This is a genomic window from Acidovorax sp. NN32 (assembly GCF_057597245.1).
In genome coordinates this window covers 4,430,383-4,454,240 of record NZ_CP199679.1, presented here as the reverse complement: position 1 = coordinate 4,454,240, position 23,858 = coordinate 4,430,383, and the positions used below count along the sequence as shown (strand labels likewise).

19 protein-coding genes are annotated in these 23,858 nt (G+C 65.3%); 9 read left to right on the top strand and 10 right to left on the bottom strand.

Annotated features, from left to right (window positions below; genetic code table 11):
- Positions 1 to 20 precede the first annotated feature (20 nt).
- Both ACT89O_RS20455 and ACT89O_RS20450 read left to right on the top strand, forming a co-directional pair.
- A complete protein-coding gene (locus tag ACT89O_RS20455) occupies positions 21 to 1,031 on the top strand; it encodes a M14 family zinc carboxypeptidase (protein ID WP_487261022.1) in 1,011 nt (336 codons plus the stop codon).
- 13 nt (positions 1,032 to 1,044) lie between these two features.
- Positions 1,045 to 1,821 (top strand): alpha/beta fold hydrolase, encoded by a 777-nt coding sequence (locus ACT89O_RS20450; protein ID WP_487257351.1) that lies wholly within the window; start codon positions 1,045 to 1,047, stop codon positions 1,819 to 1,821.
- Between the two features lie 25 nt (positions 1,822 to 1,846).
- Here the strand turns inward: ACT89O_RS20450 and ACT89O_RS20445 are convergent, their stop codons facing one another.
- The 3 genes from ACT89O_RS20445 to ACT89O_RS20435 form a co-directional block, all read right to left on the bottom strand.
- On the bottom strand, positions 1,847 to 2,599 hold the full coding sequence (locus ACT89O_RS20445; protein WP_121508567.1) for a GDSL-type esterase/lipase family protein: 753 nt from the start codon (positions 2,597 to 2,599) through the stop codon (positions 1,847 to 1,849).
- 107 nt (positions 2,600 to 2,706) lie between these two features.
- Positions 2,707 to 4,041: an SPOR domain-containing protein gene (locus tag ACT89O_RS20440; RefSeq protein WP_487261021.1), complete on the bottom strand. Its 1,335-nt coding sequence runs from the start codon at positions 4,039 to 4,041 to the stop codon at positions 2,707 to 2,709.
- A 199-nt stretch (positions 4,042 to 4,240) separates the two neighbouring features.
- Positions 4,241 to 5,239: a YcjF family protein gene (locus ACT89O_RS20435; protein WP_487261020.1), complete on the bottom strand. Its 999-nt coding sequence runs from the start codon at positions 5,237 to 5,239 to the stop codon at positions 4,241 to 4,243.
- Positions 5,240 to 5,522: 283 nt separating this feature from the next.
- Here ACT89O_RS20435 and ACT89O_RS20430 point away from each other — a divergent pair, with 283 nt between their 5' ends.
- The gene (locus tag ACT89O_RS20430; protein ID WP_487261019.1) at positions 5,523 to 7,046 is read left to right on the top strand and encodes an AMP-binding protein; all 1,524 of its coding nucleotides are present in this window, start codon (positions 5,523 to 5,525) and stop codon (positions 7,044 to 7,046) included.
- Between the two features lie 78 nt (positions 7,047 to 7,124).
- On the opposite strand, the gene ACT89O_RS20425 is transcribed toward ACT89O_RS20430, so the two are convergent.
- Complete coding sequence (locus ACT89O_RS20425) at positions 7,125 to 8,873, bottom strand: hypothetical protein (RefSeq protein WP_487261018.1); 1,749 nt, start codon at positions 8,871 to 8,873, stop codon at positions 7,125 to 7,127.
- Positions 8,874 to 9,067: 194 nt separating this feature from the next.
- Here ACT89O_RS20425 and ACT89O_RS20420 point away from each other — a divergent pair, with 194 nt between their 5' ends.
- Positions 9,068 to 9,718, top strand: coding sequence for a DsbA family oxidoreductase (locus ACT89O_RS20420; RefSeq protein WP_121421146.1), 651 nt, complete (start codon positions 9,068 to 9,070; stop codon positions 9,716 to 9,718).
- A gap of 123 nt (positions 9,719 to 9,841) precedes the next feature.
- Here the strand turns inward: ACT89O_RS20420 and ACT89O_RS20415 are convergent, their stop codons facing one another.
- The 3 genes from ACT89O_RS20415 to ACT89O_RS20405 form a co-directional block, all read right to left on the bottom strand.
- Positions 9,842 to 10,291, bottom strand: a complete 450-nt coding sequence (locus ACT89O_RS20415; RefSeq protein WP_121422863.1) for a CreA family protein — start codon at positions 10,289 to 10,291, stop codon at positions 9,842 to 9,844.
- A 59-nt stretch (positions 10,292 to 10,350) separates the two neighbouring features.
- Positions 10,351 to 12,930, bottom strand: coding sequence for a cyanophycin synthetase (gene cphA, locus ACT89O_RS20410; RefSeq protein ID WP_487261017.1), 2,580 nt, complete (start codon positions 12,928 to 12,930; stop codon positions 10,351 to 10,353).
- A 98-nt stretch (positions 12,931 to 13,028) separates the two neighbouring features.
- The gene (locus tag ACT89O_RS20405; protein ID WP_121508576.1) at positions 13,029 to 15,233 is read right to left on the bottom strand and encodes a cyanophycin synthetase; all 2,205 of its coding nucleotides are present in this window, start codon (positions 15,231 to 15,233) and stop codon (positions 13,029 to 13,031) included.
- 253 nt (positions 15,234 to 15,486) lie between these two features.
- Here ACT89O_RS20405 and ACT89O_RS20400 point away from each other — a divergent pair, with 253 nt between their 5' ends.
- The 3 genes from ACT89O_RS20400 to ACT89O_RS20390 all read left to right on the top strand — a co-directional run bounded on the left by ACT89O_RS20400 (position 15,487) and on the right by ACT89O_RS20390 (position 19,074).
- The gene (locus ACT89O_RS20400; protein WP_218301693.1) at positions 15,487 to 17,793 is read left to right on the top strand and encodes a cyanophycin metabolism-associated ABC transporter; all 2,307 of its coding nucleotides are present in this window, start codon (positions 15,487 to 15,489) and stop codon (positions 17,791 to 17,793) included.
- Between the two features lie 23 nt (positions 17,794 to 17,816).
- Entirely contained in the window at positions 17,817 to 18,323 is a 507-nt protein-coding gene (locus tag ACT89O_RS20395; RefSeq protein WP_487261016.1) for a cyanophycin metabolism-associated DUF1854 family protein, read from the top strand.
- Positions 18,324 to 18,642: 319 nt separating this feature from the next.
- Positions 18,643 to 19,074 carry a hypothetical protein gene (locus ACT89O_RS20390; RefSeq protein ID WP_029414343.1) on the top strand — a complete coding sequence of 144 codons (432 nt, stop codon included), beginning with the start codon at positions 18,643 to 18,645 and terminating at the stop codon, positions 19,072 to 19,074.
- An 87-nt stretch (positions 19,075 to 19,161) separates the two neighbouring features.
- Here ACT89O_RS20390 and ACT89O_RS20385 read toward each other — a convergent pair whose 3' ends face one another.
- The 3 genes from ACT89O_RS20385 to gspF form a co-directional block, all read right to left on the bottom strand.
- The gene (locus ACT89O_RS20385) at positions 19,162 to 19,521 is read right to left on the bottom strand and encodes an EF-hand domain-containing protein (RefSeq protein ID WP_121508976.1); all 360 of its coding nucleotides are present in this window, start codon (positions 19,519 to 19,521) and stop codon (positions 19,162 to 19,164) included.
- Positions 19,522 to 19,701: 180 nt separating this feature from the next.
- Positions 19,702 to 20,634, bottom strand: a complete 933-nt coding sequence (locus ACT89O_RS20380) for a 5'-nucleotidase (RefSeq protein WP_487261015.1) — start codon at positions 20,632 to 20,634, stop codon at positions 19,702 to 19,704.
- 4 nt (positions 20,635 to 20,638) lie between these two features.
- The gene (gene gspF, locus ACT89O_RS20375; RefSeq protein ID WP_228896209.1) at positions 20,639 to 21,871 is read right to left on the bottom strand and encodes a type II secretion system inner membrane protein GspF; all 1,233 of its coding nucleotides are present in this window, start codon (positions 21,869 to 21,871) and stop codon (positions 20,639 to 20,641) included.
- Between the two features lie 234 nt (positions 21,872 to 22,105).
- On the opposite strand from gspF, the gene ACT89O_RS20370 reads away from it, so the two are divergent.
- Entirely contained in the window at positions 22,106 to 22,855 is a 750-nt protein-coding gene (locus ACT89O_RS20370) for an SDR family NAD(P)-dependent oxidoreductase (RefSeq protein WP_487261014.1), read from the top strand.
- Positions 22,856 to 23,072: 217 nt separating this feature from the next.
- On the top strand, positions 23,073 to 23,849 hold the full coding sequence (locus tag ACT89O_RS20365; protein ID WP_431150695.1) for a hypothetical protein: 777 nt from the start codon (positions 23,073 to 23,075) through the stop codon (positions 23,847 to 23,849).
- Positions 23,850 to 23,858: the final 9 nt, after the last annotated feature.

Here is a 23,858-nt window from a genome sequence, read left to right as displayed (position 1 = left end):
CGCCGCCATCGCCATCCACCATGAACACGCTGCCCGAGTTGCTGGCGCTCGAAAAAATCATCGAGCTGGGGGCACCCCATCTGCAAGTGCAGGTGGTTCGGCAGGTGCAGCTGGCGTCGGGCCACAGCTTTCCGATCCATGCCATCGGCGTGGGCAACCCGTCGCTGGACGTGCCTGCCATCGGCTTTTTCGGAGGCGTGCATGGGCTGGAGCGCATCGGCGCCGAGGTGGTCATCGCCTACTTGCAGAACGTGGTCATGCGGCTGCAGTGGGACACCACGCTGCACCGCCAGCTGGAGCAGATGCGCCTGGTTTTCATGCCCGTGGTCAACCCGGGTGGCATGTGGGCCGCCACACGCGCCAATCCGCGCGGGGTGGACCTTATGCGCAATGCACCGGTCGATGCCACGGACCGCGTGCCGCCCTGGATCGGCGGGCAACGCATCAGCGCGGGGCTGCCTTGGTACCGGGGGCGCGCGGGCGATGCCATGGAGGCCGAAAGCCAGGCGCTGTGCGAGGTGGTGGCCCAGGACTTGCTGGCGCGGCCGTTCAGCATGGCCATCGACTGCCATTCGGGGTTTGGCGTGCGTGACCGCCTGTGGTTTCCGTTTGCCCACACGCGCAAGCCCATTGCGCACCTGGCCGAGTTGCATGCGCTGCAGGAGATCTTTTTGCAGGCCCACAGCCACCACCAGTACGTCATCGAGCCGCAAAGCGCCCAGTACCTGGCGCACGGCGACCTGTGGGACCACCTGTACCTGCAGGCCTGCCGCGAGGCGCCCACACACACCTTCCTGCCGCTCACGCTGGAGATGGGGTCGTGGCTGTGGATCAAGAAGAACCCGCGCCAGCTGTTTTCGCGCAACGGCATCTTCAACCCGCTCATCAACCACCGCCAGCAGCGGGTGCTGCGGCGCCATCTGTCACTGCTCGATTTTCTGGCCCGCGCGGCCTGTAGCCACGAGCGCTGGGTGCCAGCTCCCGAAGCGCGGGCGCAGCGCAGGGCGGATGCCTTGGCCGCGTGGTACTGAAGAGGTGTCCACCATGCACCATCCATGGATTCTGCTCAGAGGTCTCACGCGCGAGGCCGCGCACTGGGGCTCGTTTGTCGAAGCGTTCGAGCACGCCCTGCCGGGTGCCCGCGTTGTGGTGCAAGACTTGCCTGGCAATGGCCTGCTGCACCGGGCCGTGTCGCCCGCCACGGTGCGGGGCATGGTGGATAGCTGCCGCGCCGAGCTGGCCGCGCAAGGTGTGCGGCCACCTTTTCGGGTGCTGGCCATGTCGCTGGGCGCCATGGTGGCGACCGAGTGGGCGCGGGTGGCGCCGGAGGAGCTGGTGGGCTGTGTGTTGATCAACACCAGCCTGCGGCCCTTCAGCCCCTTCTACCAACGGCTGCGGCCAGCCAGTTATCTGCAGGTGCTGCGCTGCGCCACGCCTTGGAGCAGCCCGCTCACCATTGAACAGACCGTGCTGCGAATGACCAGCAACCTTGCCCACGCCAGGGGGGCGGTGGTAGACGATTGGGTGGCCCTGCGCAGGCAGCGGCCGGTGTCGGCATCCAACGCCCTGCGCCAGTTGGTGGCTGCAGCGCGCTACACGGCGCCTGTTGCAACGCCCCTGGTGCCGGTCTCAGACAGCCCCCGCATCCTGCTGTTGGCCAGCCAGAACGACGGGCTGGTGTCTTGCCAGTGTTCGCAGGCCATTGCACGGGCGTGGGGGGTGCCGCTGCGCATGCATCCGTCGGCCGGACATGACCTGCCGCTGGATGACGCGCAGTGGGTTATTGGGCAGGTGCGGTCCTGGATGGAGGGCTCGCCGTGAGGTGGCGCAAACCCCGCGCTGGCGTTCACTCCCCCAGACCGGCAAGCCCGCCCTGGGCCACCAGTTCGCGGTACCACTCCTCGTAGCCAGCGCTGCTGGGGTGCAGCCCGTCGGCGGCATTCAGTGCCTTGCTACGGGCCACGAACGGGTCTTCATGGCGTGGCTTGAGCAGGCGCACATAGCGCGCCTGGCGCGTGGCTGCGACGTCTTTGACGATGGCGTGCAGGTCCTCAGAGCGGTGCGACATCACCCACGAAACCGGGGGAATGAAAAACGGCGCATGCCCCACGTTGCCACATGGCATCAGCACCACGTGCTGGCCCTTTTGTTGTGCAAGGGTTACCACCTGCTCGATCTGGGGGCGCAGGGTATCCAGCGCTGTCAACCGGATCACGTCGTTGCCACCCGCGAGCACCAGCACCAGGTCGTAGCCCGCAGACGCCCGATCCAGCTGGGCGGCCACGTCGGCGTAGCGTGCACCGTTGGCGGCCAGGTTATCGATGTGCCACTTCGGGTGGTCCTGGCCAATGCGCCCGGGCAGACTGTCGAGCGGGGCATTGGCCCCCGTGCCCACGGCCGTGCTGTCGCCCACCACCAGAACCCGCCGCACGGGTTGATCCGGTTGCGCAGTGTAGGGCTGGGCCTCGCGGGCCAGGTCTGCGGCGGTCCACATGCGCCAGGGCGCGCAGGCGGTGAGCAAGAGTGCGCCTGTGGCAATGGCCACCAGGGTCACCATGCGGCGCGAGGATGCGGGGCGGGTACGGACGGCGTGTTTCATGGGCTGGAGCAAGAGTAGGACCTTGCTGCAGCCTACCGACAGGCAGGGGCCGGATGCGTCGGTGGCGGGCAACGGAGCGAGTAGGACGGGCGCGCCGCTACGGTCGGCTACTGCTTGAAAACCACAGCTTCCAGCGCCATCGCCCGGATCGACGCGGCCGCGGCCTCTGCCTTCGCCCGGCTTTCATAGGGCCCCACGCGCACGCGGATGCGGCGGCCCTTGGCGTTGTTCAGCTCCTGGCGAAATGCGGGTAGCCCTTCGTTGAGCAAGCGGGCCTGGGCCTTGCGGGCGTTGGCCTCGTCGGCAAACAGGCCCACGTTGATGTAGTAGCCCGCCGCCGTGCCCACGGTGGGGAGAGGGGCTGAGGATGCTGGCGCAGCGGCCGAAGCGGAGGCTTTGGGCGTTTTGGCCTTGGCTGCAGAGGCCGCGCGGCTGGCGGGCTCGGCGGGGGGCGTCGTCTTTGCAGAGGGCTTGGGGGCTGCCGTGGCGGGCGCTGAAGAGGGCGTTTTGGACACCGTGGAGGCTGCAGAGAGCGTAGCCGGAGCGGGGCGGTTGGCCTCGGAGGATCGCGCTGGCGTGCTGGCTGTTGCTGCGGCCTTTGGCGCGGGGGTTGCCGGGGCCGCAGACTTGGCGGTGGGCGGGGCCGCTGCCGGTTTCGCTGGGTCAGGAGCCGAGGCGGTGGTGGCGGGAAGGGCTGGGGTGGGGGGCTCTTGCGCAGGAACCGGAACAGGTACGGGTGCTGGTGCTGGTGCTGGTGAAGGCGCCGCCGTAATGGCAGCGGCTGGTGCAGAAGCCGCTGCGCTTGGCCGGGAAGCCGCCGCCGTGGCTTGCGCCACCGTTACGGCGGGCTCCAGGGCCAGCGGCTTGGTGTCTGAAGGGGCCCATACCAGATAAGCCAGCGCGGCTGCGGCCACCAGCACCAGGTTGGCCAGCACCAGTGCCTGCAGCCGCTTGCGTGAGCTGGCCTGCTTCTCCAGCAGCACACAGGCCTCAGGCAGCGTGCGTGAGGCCGCCAGCGCGCGGGCCACCCGTTTGCGGATATCGGCATACAGGATGGCGTTGCCGTACAGGCCCGGCACCGCAAAGGCCAGCATTGCAAAGGCGCCCAGCACGCCCAGTTCCACGCCCGGCGGCCATTGCAGGAAGGTCCGGCCGATGCCATACACGATGAGCGCCAGCCCTTCGGCCGCCGCCAGGTAGACCAGCGCGGGGGTCCACAACTGCCGGAACAGCATCCAGTTGAGCGTGGCAAGGCAGGCCGCCCAGTTCCAGGTGGTGGTGGTGCGGCCCGTGTTGTCAAAGCGCTCGAAAACGGCCATGTAGTAGGCCGTGTTCACGGGCCCCAGTGCCAGCCGGGACAGCGCCGTCATGGCGTTGTCGGACGGTGAGTCGAGCGACATGGCCGGGATGATGGAGGCGACAGGGTCCGTGTGGTCGAGCATGGGCCGATTCTGTCATGGGCCGATGTTTGCGCCACCTGGTTTGCGCGCGGGTCAGCGCGGGCGCAACGCTCTGGCCTGATTGCGTTTGGCCCACGCGGGCCTCGCCACTGGATTTTGATTAAAAATGGCCTCTGGCGCTTATCTGTTAAGCGCTGGTAGCTATTAATAATATAGCGTTTGCCGCAGTGGCTGTGGCGTGTCAGGCACCGCGCACCATCGCCATGATCTTCCCCGCGTCCAGCGTGGCGGCCTTTTGCTGGATCTGCGGCAGGTACTGCGACTGCATCTGCTTGGCGGGGCCCAGCAGGTTCTGGAAGGTATCGCGCAGCATGGCCGTGCTCATGACCCGGCCCCCGGCGTAGTAGCGCTTGGCCACCTGCCCCAGCGCGTAGGTGGTGGCAAACGAAAACGCCATGCCGGTGGCGGCGCTGCCCAGCCCGCCGATGGTCCGGCCCGCCGCCTTGCCCAGCAAGCCGCCGAGCAGCTTGCGGCCAAACTGCTCCAGGTACTGGGACGTCATGCCCACGCCCGCAGCGGCGATGAATTCCTTGATGTGGCCCTGGTCCAGCTCTACGCCATGGGCCTTGCCAATGCCGTACACCATCTTCACCTGCATGGGGATGATGGCCATTGACGCCCAGGACTGCGGCAGCAGCTCCAGCGCACCGTTGAGCAGCGCGTAGTTGAGGATGGATTTGTCCAGCTCGGCATCCAAAGCACTGCTGGGGGCTGCGGCGGCTGTTGCCGTTGCGGCGGCTGCTGCCCCTGGGAACGCGGTAGGCGCGGACGCAGGCATGGATAAAGGCACGGCCTTTTCGGCCACATCCACGATCGCATCGGCTTCCCGGTCAAACGCGTCGGTCTGCGGTGCGCCCAGCTGCAGCGCCGCCTTCAGGCTGCTCAGAAACTCGCGTTCTGCCGCCGTCTGGCGGCCATCCACGTCGCACACACACACGGCCATCTCGTAGGCCAGCTGGCGGTGCATGGGGTCGCTTAGGGCCTGCACCGCCGCCTGCACGCTGGTGCGCCGCAGCAGCACGTCCTGGTAGATGCGTGGAAGGTCCGCCATGCCTGCGTCGCCCGCGAGCGACTGGGCAATGCGGCGGATCTCTTCGCGCTCGGCGTCGTCCTTGTTGCCGTCCGCAAACGCGGCCAGGAGGGCGATGGTGAGAATGGATTTTTGCTGGTCCAGGTTCATGGGGTGTTGCCTGCAAGGCGTTGGGTAAAAACGGTGGTGCGCTCGCCTGGGGGGCGGTCGCGCGCATGGGATCAGATGCAGTCTAGGCAACGGGGTTTCAACGCCACAGCCTGTGGGGATTTGGGCGCGCGTGGTAACCGGGTGTTTCGGGGGCGGGCCGGGTTATCCCTTGGGTATTTTGGCGACTGTGCGCCAGCGCCCGGCGTGCCTACAGTGCCAACAGGTCTCCACGGCTGTGGAGGCGGCCGACCCTGAAAAATCCCGTTGTTGTGGAGTGCACACTATGAACATCGCCCACCTGCTGCGCCGCAGTGCTTTGCTGCATGCCCACCAGCCCGCTGTACTCCAGGGGAGTGACGTGCTGTGGTCCTACGGCGACCTGGGCGCACGCGCTGCCGCCTTGGCCGCCTATCTGCACACGCAATGCGGCGTGGCCCCCGGTGACCGAGTGGCCATCTACGCCGCCAATGCGCCCGAGTACCTGGAGGCCCTGCACGCCATCGTGTGGGCTGGGGCCGTGTCGGTGCCGGTCAACTACAAGCTGCATGCCAAAGAACTGGCCTACGTGCTGGCCGACTCCGGCGCGCGTGTGGTGCTGGCATCGCAGGCGTTGGCACCGGCCGCGCGCGAGGCCGGGGCGGCGGATGCCGGTCTGCTGGTGTTCGGCTCCGAAGCGTACCGCGCCGCCGTCACGCACGCGCCCATGGACGTTTGTGATCGCGCACCCGAGGATGTCGCCTCACTGTTCTACACCTCCGGCACCACTGGCCGCCCGAAGGGGGTGATGCAGACCCACCGCAATCTGCTGGCCATGACGGCCTGCTACTTCACCGACGTGGACGATGTGCTGCCCGGCGACGCCATGGTCTACGCCGCGCCCATGTCGCACGGCGCTGGCCTCTACAACTACGCCCAGGTGTTGCGCGGCGGGCGGCATGTGGTTCCGCTGTCGGGTGGCTTCGAGCCTGCGGAGCTGGTGCAGCTTGCGGCCAGCGTGGGCCAGCTCACGTTGTTTGCGGCGCCCACCATGGTGCATCGCCTGGTGGACCATGTGCGCGCCACGGGTGCCGACGTGAGCGGCTTCAAGACCATCGTCTATGGTGGCGGTCCCATGTATGCCGACGACCTGCGCAACGCGCTGGCCGTGATCGGCAACCGCTTCGTGCAGATCTACGGCCAGGGCGAAAGCCCCATGACGATCACGGCCCTGTCGCGCGCCCAGCTGGCCGACCGCAACCACCCGCGCTGGGCCGAGCGCATGGTATCGGTCGGCGTGGCGCAGTCGCTGGTGGAGGTGCGTGTTGTGGATGCCGCAGGCCAGCCGATGCCCGCAGGCGAGACCGGGGAGGTGGTGGTGCGCGGCGACACCGTCATGCCCGGCTACTGGAACAACCCCGAAGCCACGGCGCAGACGCTGCGCGATGGCTGGCTCTACACCGGCGACATGGGCGCGCTGGATGCCAATGGTTTCCTCACCCTCAAGGATCGCTCCAAGGACGTGATCATCTCTGGCGGCTCCAACATCTACCCGCGCGAGGTGGAGGAGGTGCTTCTGCTGCACCCCCAGGTGCACGAGGTGGCCGTGGTGGGGCAGCGTGATGCGGAATGGGGCGAGGTGCCTGTGGCCTTTGTGGTGGCGGAGGAGGGCGTGAGCCCGGATGCACTGGACGCGCTGTGCCTGGCCCATATAGCCCGTTTCAAGCGCCCTCGGCTGTACCGCTTTGTGCAGGCTTTGCCCAAGAACAGCTATGGCAAAGTGCCAAAGACAGCACTTCGAGAGATGCTCTCGGCGGATCGAACAGGTTAGCGCGGGTGTTCGGCGTCTTTGTCAGTTTGCGCAGCAGAGAACGCACGGGCGCTGCGTCAACGAAATTATTCAGCGGTGCTAATCCGTGGCCAAGCTTCCCAGCACCATTCCGCCCCATTCCTGCAGCTGCTTTTGTTTCTCGTCATCCGTCAACTGGTTCGCATCCTGCTGCCGTTTCAATTGCTTCAGCAAGGGCAGCAAATCTGTCTGCTTTGACTGCACATGAGCTGGCTCTGCCGTGTTCTCGGTGATCTTGTTGTTTTCCACCTTGAGGACATGCAGCGATTGCGAGGCGGCCTGCGTGATCAGTGCGCGCACAGGCTCATCCTTCTCGTAGCCTAGCTCTACCTGCGTGCTGCTGCTGTCTTCCACCTTTTCGTAGGAATAGTTCTGGGTTGCAGAGTCTGATGTCAACTTTGGTGCTGCTCTTGAGTGCAGCGATTGGTGATAGGCGGCAGAAAGCTTGGCGGACTGGGTCTGTATGAAGCCGCGGTTGCTGGGTGATGATCCGGAGACCTGAGTGGACTGTTTGAGTGTGTATTCGAAGGTGTCAACCTCTTTGGTGCGGCGCGGATTGGACGCACGGCGGGTTGCGGTAATCGATGCATCAAAGTCCGCCAGGCCGGTGAGCAGGCTCTTGTCGCCTTCACTGAAGGCGTTGGCGTCGCGCGTCAGATCGACCGGGTCGCCAATGCTGATACTGGCGCTGCCTGACCTCCCAGGGGAGTTTGCCGATTCATAGCCGCCGTTCAGGGCGGCGAAGCTGGACTTGAACAGGTCAACCAAGCCGCTGTCTGCATGCCCGCGCTCTGCTGCCTTGTCGATGCGGCTGAGGTACTGTCGCACGGCGTAGGCCTTCTGGTCTGCGGTGCCCCATAGCGCGGGCTGCCGCAAATCGGTTTTCATTCTTACGGTGCCTTCAGGGCTCTTGAGTTCAATCTCGCGGGTTTTGGCGTCTGCGCTGATGTTGGCACCGAGCTTCAGGATGCGGACGCCATCCTGGTCCACCCCATAGATATCCACCTTGAATTCCAGCTTGGTGAAGAGCTTGCTATCGAACTTCAGCAGACCGTCCAGCCGCAGCACAGGGGATTCAGCCGTCAAGCCCTCGATAGCAAGATCGAAACCTTCTGCCAGAGATTGGAGTGCGTCCTTTTCCTGCTGCGTAAGGTTGCCATCCACCTCGATCTGCACAGCGATGCCAGAGCCTGTGGCGCGTTGCTCCCGCTGGTCGGCTATGGAGATCCGCACCGTGGCGCCAGATTGAGTGGTGATGGCAAATGTCGCACTGGCGCTGGGGCTGGATTGAATGCCCCACATAGCGCCAGTAGCCTTGCCTTGAATTTTGTCGGGCGAACTCACTGCACCCAGGTTCACCACAGTCTGACGGTAGCTCGAGCCGGTGCGGGCGGCCTGCTCTATCAGGGCGGACCCCAAACCGGCAAACCGCGCCTTTTCCGTCGTGGCGCTCGCGTTTCGGCCGATGATCTGATCCACAGCGGTCGTCGGTGTCTGCTCCCATACCTGCATTTGCCGGCTGCTGGTCTGCGATGGGGCGATTGCTTCGTAGGTGACGTCGATCGACTCCATCGCCGAGGGCCACTGGGTAACGTGCAGAAACCGGGTGTCACCCATCGTCGAAGGCACGGCTTCCGGGATGGCAGATGGAGTGAAGTTTGTGACGCTGTTGCGGGTCACGTCCGGCGATACGGCGCTCGCTATCGGTACGCGTGAAGAAGCCTGCGCAGAGGCCGTCACCGATGCTTGGGTGGAATTTCCTGACGGGCTCCAGCTTGTGGAAAGAGGGGAGAGGCTGATCGCACTCATTCAGGATATTTCATAGCTGTCTGACGGATATCGGCAGAAACGAGGAGGACTGAAGCCTGGCGTTCTGCGCTAGCGTGCAACGCCACACTAGAGAACACTGGGGCAGGAAGCGGGCGCTTCAGGGGCACAAAAGCGCCCTCCTGCGAAGGCCAATGCATTGGTCTACCATCCAGCTCTGATTTTTTGAGCTTGCCATGACTACCAAAACCCTCAAGATCGATTTCGTCTCCGATGTCTCCTGCCCCTGGTGCATCATCGGCCTCAAAGCGCTGGAGCAGGCGGCCGATCGCCTGAAGGGCGAAGTGGCCCTTGACATGCACTTTCAGCCTTTCGAGCTGAACCCGCAGATGGGCCCCGAGGGCCAGGACATCAACGAGCATCTGCAGGAAAAGTATGGCTCCACGCCCGAGCAGCTCGAACGCAACCGCGAGGCCATTGCCGCGCGTGGCGCGGACTTGGGGTTCACCTTTGGTAAAGGCAAACGCAGCCGCGTCTACAACACTTTTGACGCGCACCGTCTGCTGCACTGGGCCGAAGAGAAGGGCTTGCAGCCGCAGCTCAAGCATGCGCTATTCAAAGCCTATTTCACCGATGGGCAAGACCCGAGCAACCACGAAGTGCTGGTGCGCGTGGCGGGTGAGGTCGGGCTGAATGTGGACGAGGCGCGTGAACTATTGGCGTCTGACCGTTTTGCCGAAGAGGTGCGCGAGCGTGAGCAGTTGTATTTGCAAAATGGCATCCACTCGGTGCCCGCCATCATCATCAACGAGCGCCACCTGATTCAAGGTGGTCAGCCGGTGGAGGTGTTTGAGCAGGCGCTGCGGCAGATTGCCAGCCAGGCTTGATAAATACTATTGTTTTGATAGCTGCTGGCGCTTGATGGATAAGCGTTAGGGGCTGATTTTATATAAAAAGCAGAAAGGGGCCATCGCCCCTTTCTGTTTTCTGTTGTGTACGGCCTTGCCCGCTTATTTGCGCAGCGGGATGGCCATGGCCCGGTCCACCGGCACGGCGGTCACGCTGTTCTGCGGCGAGCCGTCGATGAGTTTTTCGGAGTAGGTGAGGTAGACCAGCGTGTTGCGGGCCGGGTCGACCATGCGCACGATGCGCAGGCGCTTGAACAGGATGGACATGCGTTCGCTGAACACCTCTTCCTGCTTCTTGAGCGGCTCGGGGAAGCTGATAGGCCCCACCTGGCGGCAGGCGATGGAGGCTTCGGCGCGGTCTTCGGCCAGGCCCAGTGTGCCCTTGATGCCGCCCGTGCGTGCGCGCGAGACGTAGCAGGTCACGCCCAAAACGCCGGGGTCGTCATAGGCTTCCACGAGGATGTCGTGGTCGCGGCCGATCCACTGGAAGGCGGTGTCCACCGTGCCGATTTTTTCGCCGGGCGCTGCCTGCGCACTGCCAGCCACGCCCATCCAGGCGGTGGCTGCGGCCAGGGCCAGCAGCGCCGAGGTGGCCGTTTGCTTGAGGGCCATCACGCAGCGGCCCCGGCTTCGGTGCAGCGCTGGGACAGGTGGGCGAGGGCTTCTTCGACCTGGTCCACCAGTACCAGGCACAGGTCGCCGGGCTGCAGGCGCGCCAGGGCGGCGTCGATGGCGATGAACTCACCACGAATCTCTTCGACGTGTGTGGTGCGCGATGCGCCCGCCAGGCCCTCACGCAGCAGGGCCATCACCTCGCCATCGGCGCGGCCGCGCTGGGCAGCGTCCTGGTACAGGATCACGTCGTCAAATGCGGCGCCCAGGATCACGGTCTGGTCGCGGATATCTTCGTCGCGGCGGTCGCCCGCGCCGCTGATCACCACGCTGCGGCGCTTGGCGGGCAGGGCGTCCACGGCGCCCACCAGGGCGCGCATGGCGTCGGGGTTGTGGCCGTAGTCGGCAATCACGGTGGCGCCCCGGTAGTCCATGATGTTGAAGCGGCCGGGCGCGTTGTCGCTGTCGTTCACAAAGCCTGACAGGCCCCGGCGGATGGTCTGCCAGGGCATGCCCACGCCCCAGGCGGCGGCCACGGCCGCCATGACGTTCTCGACCTGAAAACCGATCTTGCCGTTGCGTGTGATGGGTACGTCGCGCAGGTGGATGGTCTCGCGCCACGAGCCTTCCGAAGCCACGATGGAGTCGCCATCCACATACACGGTGCGGTGGCCCTGAGCGCGGTGCGTGGCCATCACGGGATGGTGGCGGTCGCTCGCAAAGAAGATGATCTTGCCGGGGCAGGCGGGCGCCATGGCGGCCACGATGGGGTCGGCCGCGTTGAGCACGCCGTAGCCCGTGGTAGCCACGTTCTGCACGATCACGCGCTTGAGCACGGCCAGGTCTTCCACCGTGGTGATGTAGTTCAGGCCCAGGTGGTCGCCCGCGCCGATGTTGGTGACCACGGCCACCTGGCAGCGGTCAAAGCCCAGGCCTTCGCGCAGGATGCCGCCACGCGCGGTCTCGAACACGGCTGCATCCACCTCGGGGTGCAACAGCACGTTGCGGGCGCTCTTGGGGCCGCTGCAGTCGCCACTGTCGATCTGGCGGCCGTTCACGTACACGCCGTCGGTGTTGGTCATGCCCACGCGCAGGCCCTGGGCGGTGAACAGGTGGGCGATGAGGCGGGCCGTGGTGGTCTTGCCGTTGGTGCCGGTGACGGCCACGACCGGAATGCGGCCGTCGTCGCCATGGGCGTAGAGCTTGTCCACCATGGCCTGACCCACGTTGCGGGGCTTGCCGTAGCTGGGCGCCAGGTGCATGCGCAGGCCGGGGGCGGCGTTCACTTCCACAAAGCCGCCGCCTTGCTCTTCGAGCGGGCGCAGCACGGTCTCGGCCACCATGTCCACGCCGCAGATGTGCAGGCCCACCATCTGGGCGGCGGCCACAGCGCGTGCGGCAACCTCGGGGTGCACATCATCGGTCACGTCGGTGGCGGTGCCACCCGTAGAGAGGTTGGCGTTGTTGCGCAGGACGACGCGCTGGCCCTTGGCAGGCACCGAGTCGGGCGTCAGGTCTTGCATGGCCAGGCGGGCCACGGCAATGTCGTCGAGCCGGATCTTGGTGAGCGAGGTGGCATGGCCCTCGCCCCGGCGCGGGTCGAGGTTGACCTGGTTGACCAGCTCGCGCACCGTGTGCTGGCCGTCGCCCAGCACCTGGGGTGGCTCGCGGCGTGCAGCGGCCACCAGTTGGTCGCCGACCACCAGCAGGCGGAAGTCATGGCCCGGCAAAAAGCGCTCCACCATCACGGTGCCGTATTCGGCGGCGTTCTTGTAGGCTTCTTCGAGCTGGGCGCGGTCAGTGATGTTGACCGTCACACCCTTGCCCTGGTTGCCATCCTGTGGCTTGACCACCACGGGCAGGCCGACCTTGAGGGCCACTTCCCAGGCTTCGTCCACGCTCTCGACCGGTTTGCCTAGCGGCACGGGCACGCCAGCGGCATGCAGCAGGCGTTTGGTCAGGTCCTTGTCCTGGCCGATGGATTCGGCCACGGCGCTGGTCGAATCGACCTCGGCCGCCTGGATACGGCGCTGCTTGGAGCCCCAGCCAAACTGCACCAGGCTGCCACGCGTGAGGCGGCGGTAGGGGATGCCGCGCGCCACGGCGGCGTCCACGATGGACCCGGTACTGGGCCCCAGGCGCTCGTCTTCGTCGAGTTCGCGCAACTCGGCAATCACGGTGTCGGCATCAAAATTGCCTTCGCCTTGCGCTGCCTTGATGAGTTGCTGCGCATACTCAAAGGCTTTGCGGCCCACGGCCTCTTCGCTGTATTCCACGACCACCTGGTACACACCCGCATCGGTGGTGGCGGTGGTGCGCGCGAAGGTGACAGGGCAACCTGCCTGTGCCTGCAATGCCAGGGCGGCAGTCTGCAGCACATGGGCCAGCGAGACATCGCCGCCCCCGGTTTCGGGGTGCAGCGCGCCGATGGCGGGAAACAGGGCCCGCAGGCGGGCTTCGAACCCGGCCATCTGGCCCACGGCGCGCTCGTTTTCGGCGCAGGTCACCACGGCCTCGATGGCCATGTGGCGGCTCCAGAGGTTGGGGCCACGCAGGGCCCGGGTGCGGGATACATCCATGGAAGTCTCTTTCAGTGGTCCATCAGGGCGCTGAGGCCCTGTTCAGGTCGTGGGATGCGAGGTCAAACAACAAACAAAAGCTAATGCGCGAGGTGCCATCACGACCGCAGTGCGGCGGTGGGGACCAGTTCGGGCTCAAAGGTCTTGATGCCAGCGCCGATGAGGTCGGGGGCAATGTTCAGCGCCCAGGCCGTGCCGATGGCAGCCAGCAGGGCGTCGGTGTCGGGCGCCACGGCATTGCGCCCAAAGGTCAGGTCTGCCAGCGAGCCTAGTACATGTTCTGCACTGCCCGTGGCCAGCACCACGCGGCCGTTCTTCACAACCACGGCGCGGCCGTTGTCCTTGGCGCGGTGTTCCACGATGACGGGCAGGGTGGCGTCCTGGGCATACAGCACCACGGCACCGTCCGACAGCGGCGCCAGGTCGGCCACTTGCGGGATGGCAGCGTTGAGCACCGCTGCGCCTTCCGACAGCACCACGTCCACCTGGGTGCGCATCACCTTGGTCATCTGGTCCTGTTCGTGCACGTCGAATTCGGCCAGCGTTTCCACGCCGTCCATGTCGGTGACCACACCCACCTGGCAGCGGTCGTAGGCCAAACCGTCGCGCAGGATGGTGCGCGCGTCGCTTTCGATCACGGCGGCCTGCACGGTCTTGTTCATCAGCAGGCGGTGGGCGGCCTCCCAGTGCGCGCAATCGGTCGATTCGACGCAGCGGCGGTCCAGGAACAGCCCTTCGCGACAGGCCAGGCCCGTGTGGTGGCCGCTCAGGTGCAGCAGCCAGGCCACGACCCGCGCGATGGTTGACGTGCCACGCGTGCCCGCCACGCCCACCAGCGGAATGCGGCCTGCCTGGCCCGCATCGTCTTCCGACGGGAACAGATGCTCTGCAATGGCCTGGCCCACAGGGCGCGGTGCACCCACGGCGGGCTTCAGGTGCATCAGCAGGCCAGGGCCTGCGTTCACTTCGACAATGGCACCGCCCTGGGCGTGCAGGGGTTTGGAGATGTCCTTGGCCACCAAGTCGATGCCGGCGATGTCCAGCCCCACCACCTTGGCCGCCAACTGGGCGATGTAGGCCACCTCGGGGTGCACGTCGTCCGTGCAGTCCACGGCCACGTTGCCGTTGCGCTGCACCACCACCTGGCGGCCAGCGGCGGGCACCGAGTCGGCGCCCAGGTCCTGGCGCTTGAGTTCGAGTTGCACCTTGGTGTCAGTGGCCAGGTCGATGATTTCGAGCGGGTACTCTTCTTCGTAGCCACGGCGCGGGTCGGAGTTGAGCTGGGTGTCGATCAGCTCCTTGACGGTGGAGCGGCCGTTGCCGGTGATGGTGACCACTTCACCACGTGCCGCTGCGACCACTTTGCCGCCCACCACCAGCAGGCGGTGCTCGTCGCCGGGGATGAAGCTCTCGACCATGACGTCGCTGCCCTCGGGGTAGGCCACGTGGTAGGCGGCCTCGATGTCTGCCTGCTTGTGCAGATCCAGCGTCACCCCCCGGCCGTGGTTGCCGTCAGAGGGCTTGACCACCACAGGCAGGCCGATGTCCTGGGCGGCTTCCCAGGCTTCCTCGGGGCTGTTGACCACCTGGCCCTCGGGGATGGGCACGCCGCAGGACTTGAGCAGGCTCTTGGTCAGGTCCTTGTCGCTGGCGATGCCTTCGGCGATGGCGCTGGTGAACTCGGTCTCAGCCGTCCAGATGCGGCGCTGGCTGGCGCCATAGCCCAGTTGCACCAGATTGCCGTCGTTCAGGCGGATGTGCGGGATGCCCCGGTCGGTGGCGGCGGTGACGATGCAGGCGGTGCTGGGGCCAAGGTACTGGTCGTCCACCTCGGTGCGCACACGGGCCACGGCGGCAGCCACGTCAAACGGCTCATCGTTGATTGCGGCCATGATGAGCGCGTGGCCCTGGGCCAGCGCCACGCGCGCCACGCTTTCGTCGCGCGCCCGGAACACCATGCGGTATACGCCACGCTGGCTGGTGCTGCGGGTCTGGCCAAAACCGGTGGGCATGCCCGACAGGTTGAGCAACTCGATCACGATGTGCTCCAGCACATGGCCGCACCAGGTGCCTTCCTGCAGGCGCTGCAGGAACCCACCGCGTTCGCCCACGCCGCAGTGGTGTTCGATCAGTGCGGGCAGCCAGGCGGTAAGTCGGTCGTTGAAACCGGGCAGCAGGTTGGAGGGGTAGTCCTCCAGCTCGCCCAGGTCCAGCCAGACTTCCAGTACAGGCCGGTAGGTCCAGATATTGGGGCCGCGCAGGTAGTTGATGCGAAGCAGTTGGATGTCGTTGAGTTTCGCCATGGATTGCAGCGGGTGAGTTGGTCCGGCCGGGTAAGGGCTATGGGCTATGCGGGAGAGGAAGAAACTGTGAAAGGAAACTTTTGTGGACGAGGATTGTGCTCCAGTCCTGGGGCTGTGCGCAGTGTCAGCCAAATGAGCGTCAGAGGCGTTAAATGAGGATGCCGTCGCACCGTGGCATGCAGTATCGGGGAGAATTCGCGCTTTCGCGAGATCGGTCACCGCAGGCAGCCGGGGGCGGAAAACCCAACCAAAAATGCAACATCACCATTCTGTGGACGCCTCGGGTGTCTTTTCTGGCCCTTTGGGGGCCGATTTGCGGGCCATGCTCGCTTCCAAGGAAAACGTACTGGCAGCGCTTCAGGTTGACCTGAGCACGGCGCTGCGCTTTGCGGCAGGCTGGGTGGTGGTGACGTCTGAACGGCTGCTGGCCTGTGATGCGGGCACCACGGCTTGGCGCAGCTGGCCCCTGGGCGATGGCCTGGCGCTCAAGCTGCAGGACCATGGCGGTGTGGGCTCGCTGGAGCTGCACAGCCCTCGCGAGCGCTTGGCGCTGTGGCGCTTTACCCTCGCGCACCACGCCCAGGCCCTGCGTCTGCTGCAGCGTTTTGAGCAGCAAAGCGCCCGGGGTGACAACGGCGCCGAGGACGAGGCCGACGAACCCGCCTGTCCCACCTGCCACACGCCCCTGCCGCCCGACACCGAAGAATGCCCGGCCTGCGCCCGCGCCCAGCCGCCCCAAACTTCCACCTGGGTGCTGCTGCGCCTGTGGCGCTTTGCCCGGCCCTACCGCAAGCAACTGGCCGCCGGTTTTGCGCTGACGCTGGCGTCCACCGCCGCCACACTGGTGCCGCCGTATCTGACCATCCCGCTGATGGATGACATCCTGATCCCGTTCCAGAACGGCAAGCAGATCGAACCCGGCCTGGTGCTGCTGTACCTGAGCGGCCTGCTGCTGTCGGCGCTGGCGGCCTGGGGCCTCTCCTGGGCGCGCACTTACATATTGGCGCTGGTGTCCGAGCGCATCGGCGCCGACCTGCGCACCACCACCTACGAGCACCTGCTGCGCCTGTCGCTGGACTACTTTGGCGGCAAGCGCACGGGTGACCTCATGGCGCGGATTGGCTCGGAGACGGACCGCATCAACGTCTTCCTGTCCCTCCACGCCCTGGATTTTGTGACCGACGTGCTCATGATCATGATGACGGCGGCCATTCTGTTCTCCATCAACCCATGGCTGGCGCTGGTCACGCTGGTGCCGCTGCCCTTCATTGGCTGGATGATCCACACCGTGCGCGACCGCCTGCGCACCGGGTTTGAAAAGATCGACCGCGTGTGGTCCGAAGTGACCAACGTGCTGGCCGACACCATCCCGGGCATCCGGGTCGTGAAAGCCTTTGCGCAAGAAAAGCGCGAAGCCCAGCGTTTTCGAGACGCCAACCAACACAACCTGGAAGTCAACGACAAGCTCAACAAGACCTGGAGCCTGTTCACGCCCACCGTGTCGCTGCTCACTGAAATTGGCTTGCTGGTGGTGTGGGGCTTCGGCATCTGGCTGGTGTCGCGCAACCAGATCACGGTGGGTGTGCTCACGGCCTTCATCGCCTACATCGGCCGTTTCTACGGGCGGCTGGATTCAATGAGCCGCATTGTCTCGGTCACGCAAAAGGCCGCCGCTGGCGCCAAGCGCATCTTCGACATCCTGGACCATGTGAGCAACGTGCCCGATCCGGCCCAACCCGTGAAGGTGGACAAGGTTCAGGGCGCGATCACCATGCAGGGCGTGGGCTTTCGCTACGGCAGCCGCGCAGTCATCAAGGGGCTGGATCTGGATATCCGCCCCGGCGAGATGATCGGCCTGGTGGGCCACAGCGGCTCAGGCAAGAGCACGCTGGTCAACCTGATCAGTCGTTTTTATGACGTGAGCGATGGCTCCATCCAGGTCGACGGCATCGACATCCGCCGTTTCGCTGTGGCCGACTACCGCCGCCACATAGGCCTGGTGCTGCAGGAGCCCTTCTTGTTCTTCGGCACCATTGCCGAGAACATTGCCTACGGCAAGCCCGAGGCCACGCGCGAGGAGATCGTGGCGGCGGCCCGCGCTGCGCACGCCCATGAATTCATCCTGCGCTTGCCCCATGGCTACGACTCACTCGTGGGTGAGCGCGGCCAGGGTCTCTCGGGCGGTGAGCGCCAGCGCATTTCCATTGCCCGCGCATTGCTGATCGACCCGCGCATCCTGATCCTGGACGAGGCCACCTCGGCCGTGGACACCGAGACCGAGAAGGAAATCCAGAAGGCGCTCGACAACCTGGTGCAGGGCCGTACCACGATTGCCATCGCCCACCGCCTGTCCACCCTGCGCAAAGCCGACCGCTTGGTAGTGATGGACCGGGGCGAAGTGGTGGAGGTCGGGCCGCACGACGAACTCATGGAGAAGCAGGGCGCCTACTGGCGGCTCTACGAAGCCCAGGCGCGCCGTGCTGAAGAAGACGCCCAGGCGGCCGGCGTCATCATCGACAGCAGCCTGCTGCACCCCGCCCACCCTGCGGGTAACCCGTGATGACTGCACTGCAGGAAAACGCCATGAACACCCCTTCCTTCCCGCAATCGCCGTCCACCGCCTCCGCCACGTTCACCTTGGCGCGCAATCCACACGGTCGGCTGGTTCTGACCCTGGCCGACGGCACGGCCCACGAGGGCGTCACGCCTGTGCGGGCCTTCCCCATCGCGGCACCCGCCGAAGGGCTCTCGCTGATCGGATCTGACGGCCACGAACTGCTGTGGATCGACCGGCTGGACCAGCTGCCAGCCCCCGCCCGCCAGCTCATCGAAGAAGAGTTGGAAGTGCGAGAGTTTGTGCCCACTATCGAAAAAATCATTGCAGTATCGAGCTTCTCCACCCCCAGCACCTGGCAGGTGGAGACGGACCGGGGCTCTGCCAGCCTCGTCCTCAAGGCCGAGGAAGACATCCGCCGCTTGGGCGGACGCACCCGCCTGCTGATTGCCGGGGGCGACGGCGTGCAGTTCCGCGTCAAAGACACCACGGCGCTGGACCGGCATTCGCGCCGGTTGCTGGAACGCTTTCTCTGATCTGACCCTGTACGAGGTCATCCCGGTGTCTCCACCGGCAAGGCACAACGGCAGTGCCAAGCCCTGCCGTGCCCGCTCCCCCCACAAGCCAGTAGCTCCAGACTCGGTGGGGGAATGAGTGCAATCGGTCGGCTGTGAGCCGATCCAGCCCCCGCATGCTCCCAAAAGGGTGACAAAGATTAGGGAAAACCCTAAATTTGAGCCAATCGGTGAAAAAGACCTAAATTCCCCCTTCTTTTTGCCGTAATAGATTACGAAGACGGCGAAAAAGCCTCTGCACTTCGAGCATATCTATTCATCAACCATTGGGGCCACTGCCATGCAAATGCCACCTGTCGACCGATCGCCGAGTTGGCGTCCTCAGGGCGCTGATTTGTATTCCACTGGCGCCTCTGGCGCGCCGCCGGTGCGGCCCATCAATGCATCCAATCCCGTCGAATCCATGGACCGGCTGGGCGAGGGCGCCATCGTGCGCGAGCCCGACAAGCCCTCCGCGCCCGATGTAGCAAACCGGGACTGGACCGAGGTCAAGAAAAAAGACACCGTGGAAGAACCGCCCGAGCCCCCCAAGGAGCCGATCTACAAACAACTGCTGGAGCTGATCCAGTCGATGTGGCGGGCCAGTGGCAGTGCGGTGGAGGTGGCGCAGGACATCAACAAGATGACCCTGCAGGAGCGCATGGCCCAGCAGGTCAAGAACGAGCCGCTGACCTACTCCGACCCCAAGATCAAGCGCACTGGCGGCTTGTGAGGGTTTGGCTCCTAAAGTTATAGCTGTTTGCGCATAACTGATAAGCGCTGGAGCCGTATTTCATTCAATTTTTGCCCCATTCTGGCCTCAAGGCCGGGGCGATGAAGCGGGAGCCGCTGCCTGGGCCGCCCGCTGCTGATCCCGCTCCGCGCGGTACTTGGCGGCAAAGGCCCGCACTTCCTCGTACGACACGTAGCCATCCTTGTCCGTGTCTGCATCGTCGAACGCGGCGGCCAGGCGGGGAAAGAGCTTGACCTCGGTGCGGCTGAGCTTGCCGTCCCCATTGAAGTCCAGCATCTTGAACTCGCGCATGGCCTTGATTTCGCCTTTGGTCAGGGCTGCCTGGGATTCAGTGGGGGCGCTGGCGGCGGGGGCTGGTGGCGCTGGCGCAGTTGCAGGGGGCATGGCCAGTGCAGTGGTGCCCAAGGCTGCCGCCAGGGTGCTCATCACGCAGGCGGCCAGGGAAAATCTGATGCGCAAAACAGGCTCCTTCTGTGGACTGGCAACGATGTTGGCACAGCTGGGTGTGCGTGGGCGGAATGCAACCCAAGGCTTGCAGCTTTCACCGGGAGTTGCAGGAGATTGCAAAACTTTTCGAAGGAACGCGAGTCCGTGCCCGGCCCCGGGTTAATCGCCGGCAGGGCGCAGGGGGTTGGAGATACCGCTGTTCACATGGCCGGCTGGCACATGACGGGCGGCTGAGGTCACATGGCCTGTCTGGTCGTCGAAGAAAAAGTCGGGTTCGAATTCGCGCAGGAATTCGCCCTTGGGAAGGCCACCCAGGAACATGGCTTCGTCCACATCGATGTTCCAGTCCATCAGCGTGCGGATCGCGCGTTCGTGCGCCGGGGCGCTGCGCGCCGTGACCAGTGCGGTGCGGATGCGCATGCCGGTGGTGCCGCCGGCCTCTCCGGCGGATTGCAGTCGGTGCAGCGCCGCCAGCAGGGGCTTGAACGGGCCATCGGGCAGGGGCAGGGCGGCCTTGTCGGTTTCGTGCTGCTGGAAGGCGGCCAGGCCTTCGGCCTGGTACACACGCTCGGCCTCATCGGAGAACAGCACGGCGTCGCCGTCAAAGGCAATGCGCACTTCCTGCGGGTTGGCGTCGCCTGCCTGTACCGATTCGGTGATCACCCGCGCGGCCGGGTAGCCCAGGTGCAGCGCCTCGCGCACATCGGCCTCGTTGGCAGACAGGAACAGGTGTGCGCCCAGCGGTCGCAGGTAGCGAAAAGGGTCACGCCCCTGGGTGAACACGCCGCGCTGGATGGTGGGCAGGCCATGGGCGTTGCAGGAGCGAAACACGCGCATGCCACTGACCGGGTCATTGCGCGAGAGCAGCACCACCTCCACCCGCTGGTGCTCCGAGGTGTTGAAGGTCAGCAGCTTGCGCACCAGCGAGAACGCCACGCCGGGCGCGGCGGGCACGTCCAGGCGCTGGCGCTGCAGGTCCACATAGGCGCGGTCATCCCTCTCGTGCTCGAAGACGCGGTTTTCCTCTTCGAAGTTGAACAGCGCCCGCGATGAGATCGCCACCACCAGCTTGTCGTCCAGTGTCACAGCCATAGGGTCACTTCACGAACTGATTCAGTTGGATGATCGGCAGCAATACCGCCAGCACGATGAGCATCACGATCAGGCCCATGCCGACGATGAGCAAAGGCTCCAGGATGGTTGCCAGCGCCATGGCGCGGCGCTGGACCTCGGTGGAAAGCTGCCTGGCGGCGCGCTGCAGCATCACCGGCAGTTGCCCCGTCTGCTCGCCCAGGCGCGCAAACATGGACAGTAGGCCGGGGAAGCGCTTTTTCTGCGCCAGCGCCGAGGCCAGGGGCGCACCTTCGCGCACCAGCACCAGCGCTTCGAGTGCATCGGCGCGCAGGGCGCGGTTGTTCAGCGTTTCGGCGGCGGCCTGCAGCGCCTTGAGGATGGGTACGCCCGCACCCGCCAGCATGGCCAAGGTGCCCGCAAAACGCGCCGCGTTGTAGCCGCGCGCCAGTTTGCCCACCAGCGGCAGGTTGAGCCAGGCGGCATCGAATTTTTCGCGAACATGCCCGATGGTCAGCGCCCAGCGTGTGCCAAAAGCGATCAAAACAGAAGCAATCAGCATCATCCAGCCATAGCTGCGTACAAAAGCGCTGATGCCCAGCATGGCCACGGTCAGAAACGGCAGCGCCCGCTTGGTGCCCGCAAACACGCTGGCCACCTGGGGCACCACGTAGCCCACGAGGAAGAGCACGATCACGATGGCGACGATGGTCACGATGGCGGGGTACAGCGCAGCGCCCACCAGCTTGGCCTTGAGCGCCTGGCGTTCTTCCAGGTCGTCGGCCAGGCGTTCCAGCACCAGGCCCAGGTTGCCGCTGTGCTCGCCCGCGCCGATCACCGCGCAGTAGATGTCGGAAAACTCGCGCGGGTGCTGCGACAGGGCGCGCGCAAACGTGGCTCCGGCATTGACCTCAGCGCGCAGTGCGGCCACCAGGTGGCGCTGGCGTTCGTCGTCGGCTTCTTCAGACAGTGCCGTGAGGGCGCGCTCCAGCGGCAGGCCGGAAGACACCAGCCCGGCAATCTGCCGCGTCCAGATCGACAGGCCCGTGGCGCTGAACACGGGCCGTGTGAACAGGCGCTGGCCCAGGCTGGCCGAGCTGCCATCCAGCGACTGGCCGGTCTGCACCAGCTCTACCGCCAGGGGCACCAGGGCCTGGGCTCGCAGCAGGCTGCGCGCGGCCTTGGCGGTGTCGGCCTCCATGAGGCCCTTGCGGGTCTGGCCCTGGGCGTCCAGGGCTTCAAAGGAAAAAGCAGGCATGCGGGTGCGGGCGGTATGGCGGTGGCGTGGAAATCAGGCGGTCACACAACAGGCTGATGCGGGCGAAAACCTTGCAGCCCCTGATGGTAGCCGGTACCCAAGGCCCATGGCTGTGGGCCAGTACCCTTGCCAGCGGGATGACCCAGGTCAAGGCGCTGACGCATTGGGCGCGCAGAATAAAAAGCGATCTGTGGCATCGGGTTGCAGGTGTTCTGAATGAACAAGGAGTCTTTCATGCTGAAGAACAAGGTTGCGTTGGTCACCGGGGCATCGTCGGGCATTGGGCGTGCCATTGCGCTGGTGTGGGCGCGCGAAGGCGCCAAGGTGGTGGTGTCGGATGTGAATGTGCAGGCGGGTGAGGAAACGGCGGCGCTGGTACGCGCAGCCGGGGGCGATGCCATTTTTGTGGCTGCCGATGTGGGCAGGCCCGAGGACTGCGAAGCGCTGGTGAACCGCACCGTGGCCCACTACGGAGGGCTGGACATCGCCTGCAACAACGCGGGCATCGGCGGCCCGCAGGCGGCCACGGCCGATTACCCCCTGGATGGCTGGGCCCAGGTCATCAACATCAACCTCTCCGGCGTGTTTTACGGCATGAAATACCAGATCGCAGCCATGCTCAAGAATGGCGGCGGCTCCATCATCAACATGGCATCCATCCTGGGGGCGGTGGGTTTTGCCACCGCCCCGGCCTACACCGCGGCCAAACATGGTGTGGTGGGGCTGACCAAGGCGGCTGCGATTGAATACAGCGCCCATGGCGTGCGCATCAATGCCGTCGGGCCTGCCTTTATCCACACGCCCATGATCAGCGGGCTGGAGCAGGATGCTGGCATCAACGCGATGCTGGTGGGCGCCCACCCCATCGGCCGCCTGGGGCAACCTGAAGAGGTGGCCGAGCTGGTGACCTGGCTGGCGTCCAGCAAGGCGTCGTTTGTGACCGGGGCGTATTACCCGGTGGATGGCGGCTACCTGGCGCGATAAAACACCGGCGCGGCGTTGGAGTCATCGAAACTGGATGGCTGGAAAGGGTGGCTGCCTCTGATGAAGTTCTCCTCGAACCCGATGTGGCGTGGGTGAGACGGCCCGCCACCGCATGCTATTTTGCCCTGTGCCGCTTGCGGTGCCTGCGCTTAAGATGCGGCAGTTGGGGCCGCGCCATGGCGCAGCCCCCCAGATTTGACTCACAAAGGAGAAGAAAGTGAATAAGACGACTGCCCTGGGAGGACTGGTTGCCGCTTTGGTGTTATCTGCTTGCGGCGGAGGCGGGGATGATGTGGCGCCACCTGCGCCGAAGCCTCCTGCGACCGTGGTCACCGGCGTGGAAGGCCTGTGGACCGGGGCGACCACCGACCCTCTGAATGTGCAGGGTGTGGTGCTGGAGAACGGCGAATCCTGGAGCATCCTGACCGATGCAGTGGGCGCCGTGGTGGGCATATCGCAAGGCGCCGTTCAGACGTCGGGCCCAGATGTTGTCTCTGGCACCGGGCGCTATCTCAATGTGGTGGATGAGGCAAACCTTGCCAGCCGGACGACGGTGGCGGTCAGCTATAGCGGCAAGTACGCGGTGCGGGACTCGGTGCAGGTCACGGATTCCAAGGGCGTGAAGTTCACCGGTACCTATGGCGTGCTCTACGAGCAGCCTGCTGTCGTGAGCGAGTTGCTGGGTACGTATTCCGGCACCGGCATTGGCAACCAGGTGCGGGAGCCCTTGGTGTCGGTTTCCATTTCCACCGGTGGATTGGTGTCGATTCCCTCCTACCCGGGTTGCTCCATTCGCGGCACCGTGGTGCCCCGCGCCAGCGGCCGGAACGTGTTTGATCTGCCGCTCACCTTCAGCGGAGCCACATGCCCCGTGGGCGATGGCGTGGTTGTTCAACACGTTGTTCTGTACAACGACACCACCCAAGCGATCGTGATCATGGGGCAGAGTGCGAGCAAGGCAGAAACTTTCGTCTACACCGGACAGAAGACCTAAGCGCTTTTA

What these genes read in the sequence shown, in the direction of transcription:
- ACT89O_RS20415 (WP_121422863.1), bottom strand. Translation starts at nt 10,291, where the DNA reads ATGGGCGTGGCTGGCAGTGCGCAGGCAGCGCCCGGCGAAAAAATCGGC.
- ACT89O_RS20420 (WP_121421146.1), top strand. Translation starts at nt 9,068, where the DNA reads ATGACTACCAAAACCCTCAAGATCGATTTCGTCTCCGATGTCTCCTGC.
- ACT89O_RS20445 (WP_121508567.1), bottom strand. Translation starts at nt 2,599, where the DNA reads ATGAAACACGCCGTCCGTACCCGCCCCGCATCCTCGCGCCGCATGGTG.
- ACT89O_RS20400 (WP_218301693.1), top strand. Translation starts at nt 15,487, where the DNA reads ATGCAACATCACCATTCTGTGGACGCCTCGGGTGTCTTTTCTGGCCCT.
- ACT89O_RS20380 (WP_487261015.1), bottom strand. Translation starts at nt 20,634, where the DNA reads ATGGCTGTGACACTGGACGACAAGCTGGTGGTGGCGATCTCATCGCGG.
- gspF (WP_228896209.1), bottom strand. Translation starts at nt 21,871, where the DNA reads ATGCCTGCTTTTTCCTTTGAAGCCCTGGACGCCCAGGGCCAGACCCGC.
- ACT89O_RS20390 (WP_029414343.1), top strand. Translation starts at nt 18,643, where the DNA reads ATGCAAATGCCACCTGTCGACCGATCGCCGAGTTGGCGTCCTCAGGGC.
- ACT89O_RS20440 (WP_487261021.1), bottom strand. Translation starts at nt 4,041, where the DNA reads ATGCTCGACCACACGGACCCTGTCGCCTCCATCATCCCGGCCATGTCG.
- ACT89O_RS20370 (WP_487261014.1), top strand. Translation starts at nt 22,106, where the DNA reads ATGCTGAAGAACAAGGTTGCGTTGGTCACCGGGGCATCGTCGGGCATT.
- ACT89O_RS20430 (WP_487261019.1), top strand. Translation starts at nt 5,523, where the DNA reads ATGAACATCGCCCACCTGCTGCGCCGCAGTGCTTTGCTGCATGCCCAC.
- ACT89O_RS20395 (WP_487261016.1), top strand. Translation starts at nt 17,817, where the DNA reads ATGAACACCCCTTCCTTCCCGCAATCGCCGTCCACCGCCTCCGCCACG.
- ACT89O_RS20450 (WP_487257351.1), top strand. Translation starts at nt 1,045, where the DNA reads ATGCACCATCCATGGATTCTGCTCAGAGGTCTCACGCGCGAGGCCGCG.
- ACT89O_RS20425 (WP_487261018.1), bottom strand. Translation starts at nt 8,873, where the DNA reads ATGAGTGCGATCAGCCTCTCCCCTCTTTCCACAAGCTGGAGCCCGTCA.
- ACT89O_RS20455 (WP_487261022.1), top strand. Translation starts at nt 21, where the DNA reads ATGAACACGCTGCCCGAGTTGCTGGCGCTCGAAAAAATCATCGAGCTG.
- ACT89O_RS20405 (WP_121508576.1), bottom strand. Translation starts at nt 15,233, where the DNA reads ATGGCGAAACTCAACGACATCCAACTGCTTCGCATCAACTACCTGCGC.
- ACT89O_RS20385 (WP_121508976.1), bottom strand. Translation starts at nt 19,521, where the DNA reads ATGAGCACCCTGGCGGCAGCCTTGGGCACCACTGCACTGGCCATGCCC.
- ACT89O_RS20435 (WP_487261020.1), bottom strand. Translation starts at nt 5,239, where the DNA reads ATGAACCTGGACCAGCAAAAATCCATTCTCACCATCGCCCTCCTGGCC.
- cphA (WP_487261017.1), bottom strand. Translation starts at nt 12,930, where the DNA reads ATGGATGTATCCCGCACCCGGGCCCTGCGTGGCCCCAACCTCTGGAGC.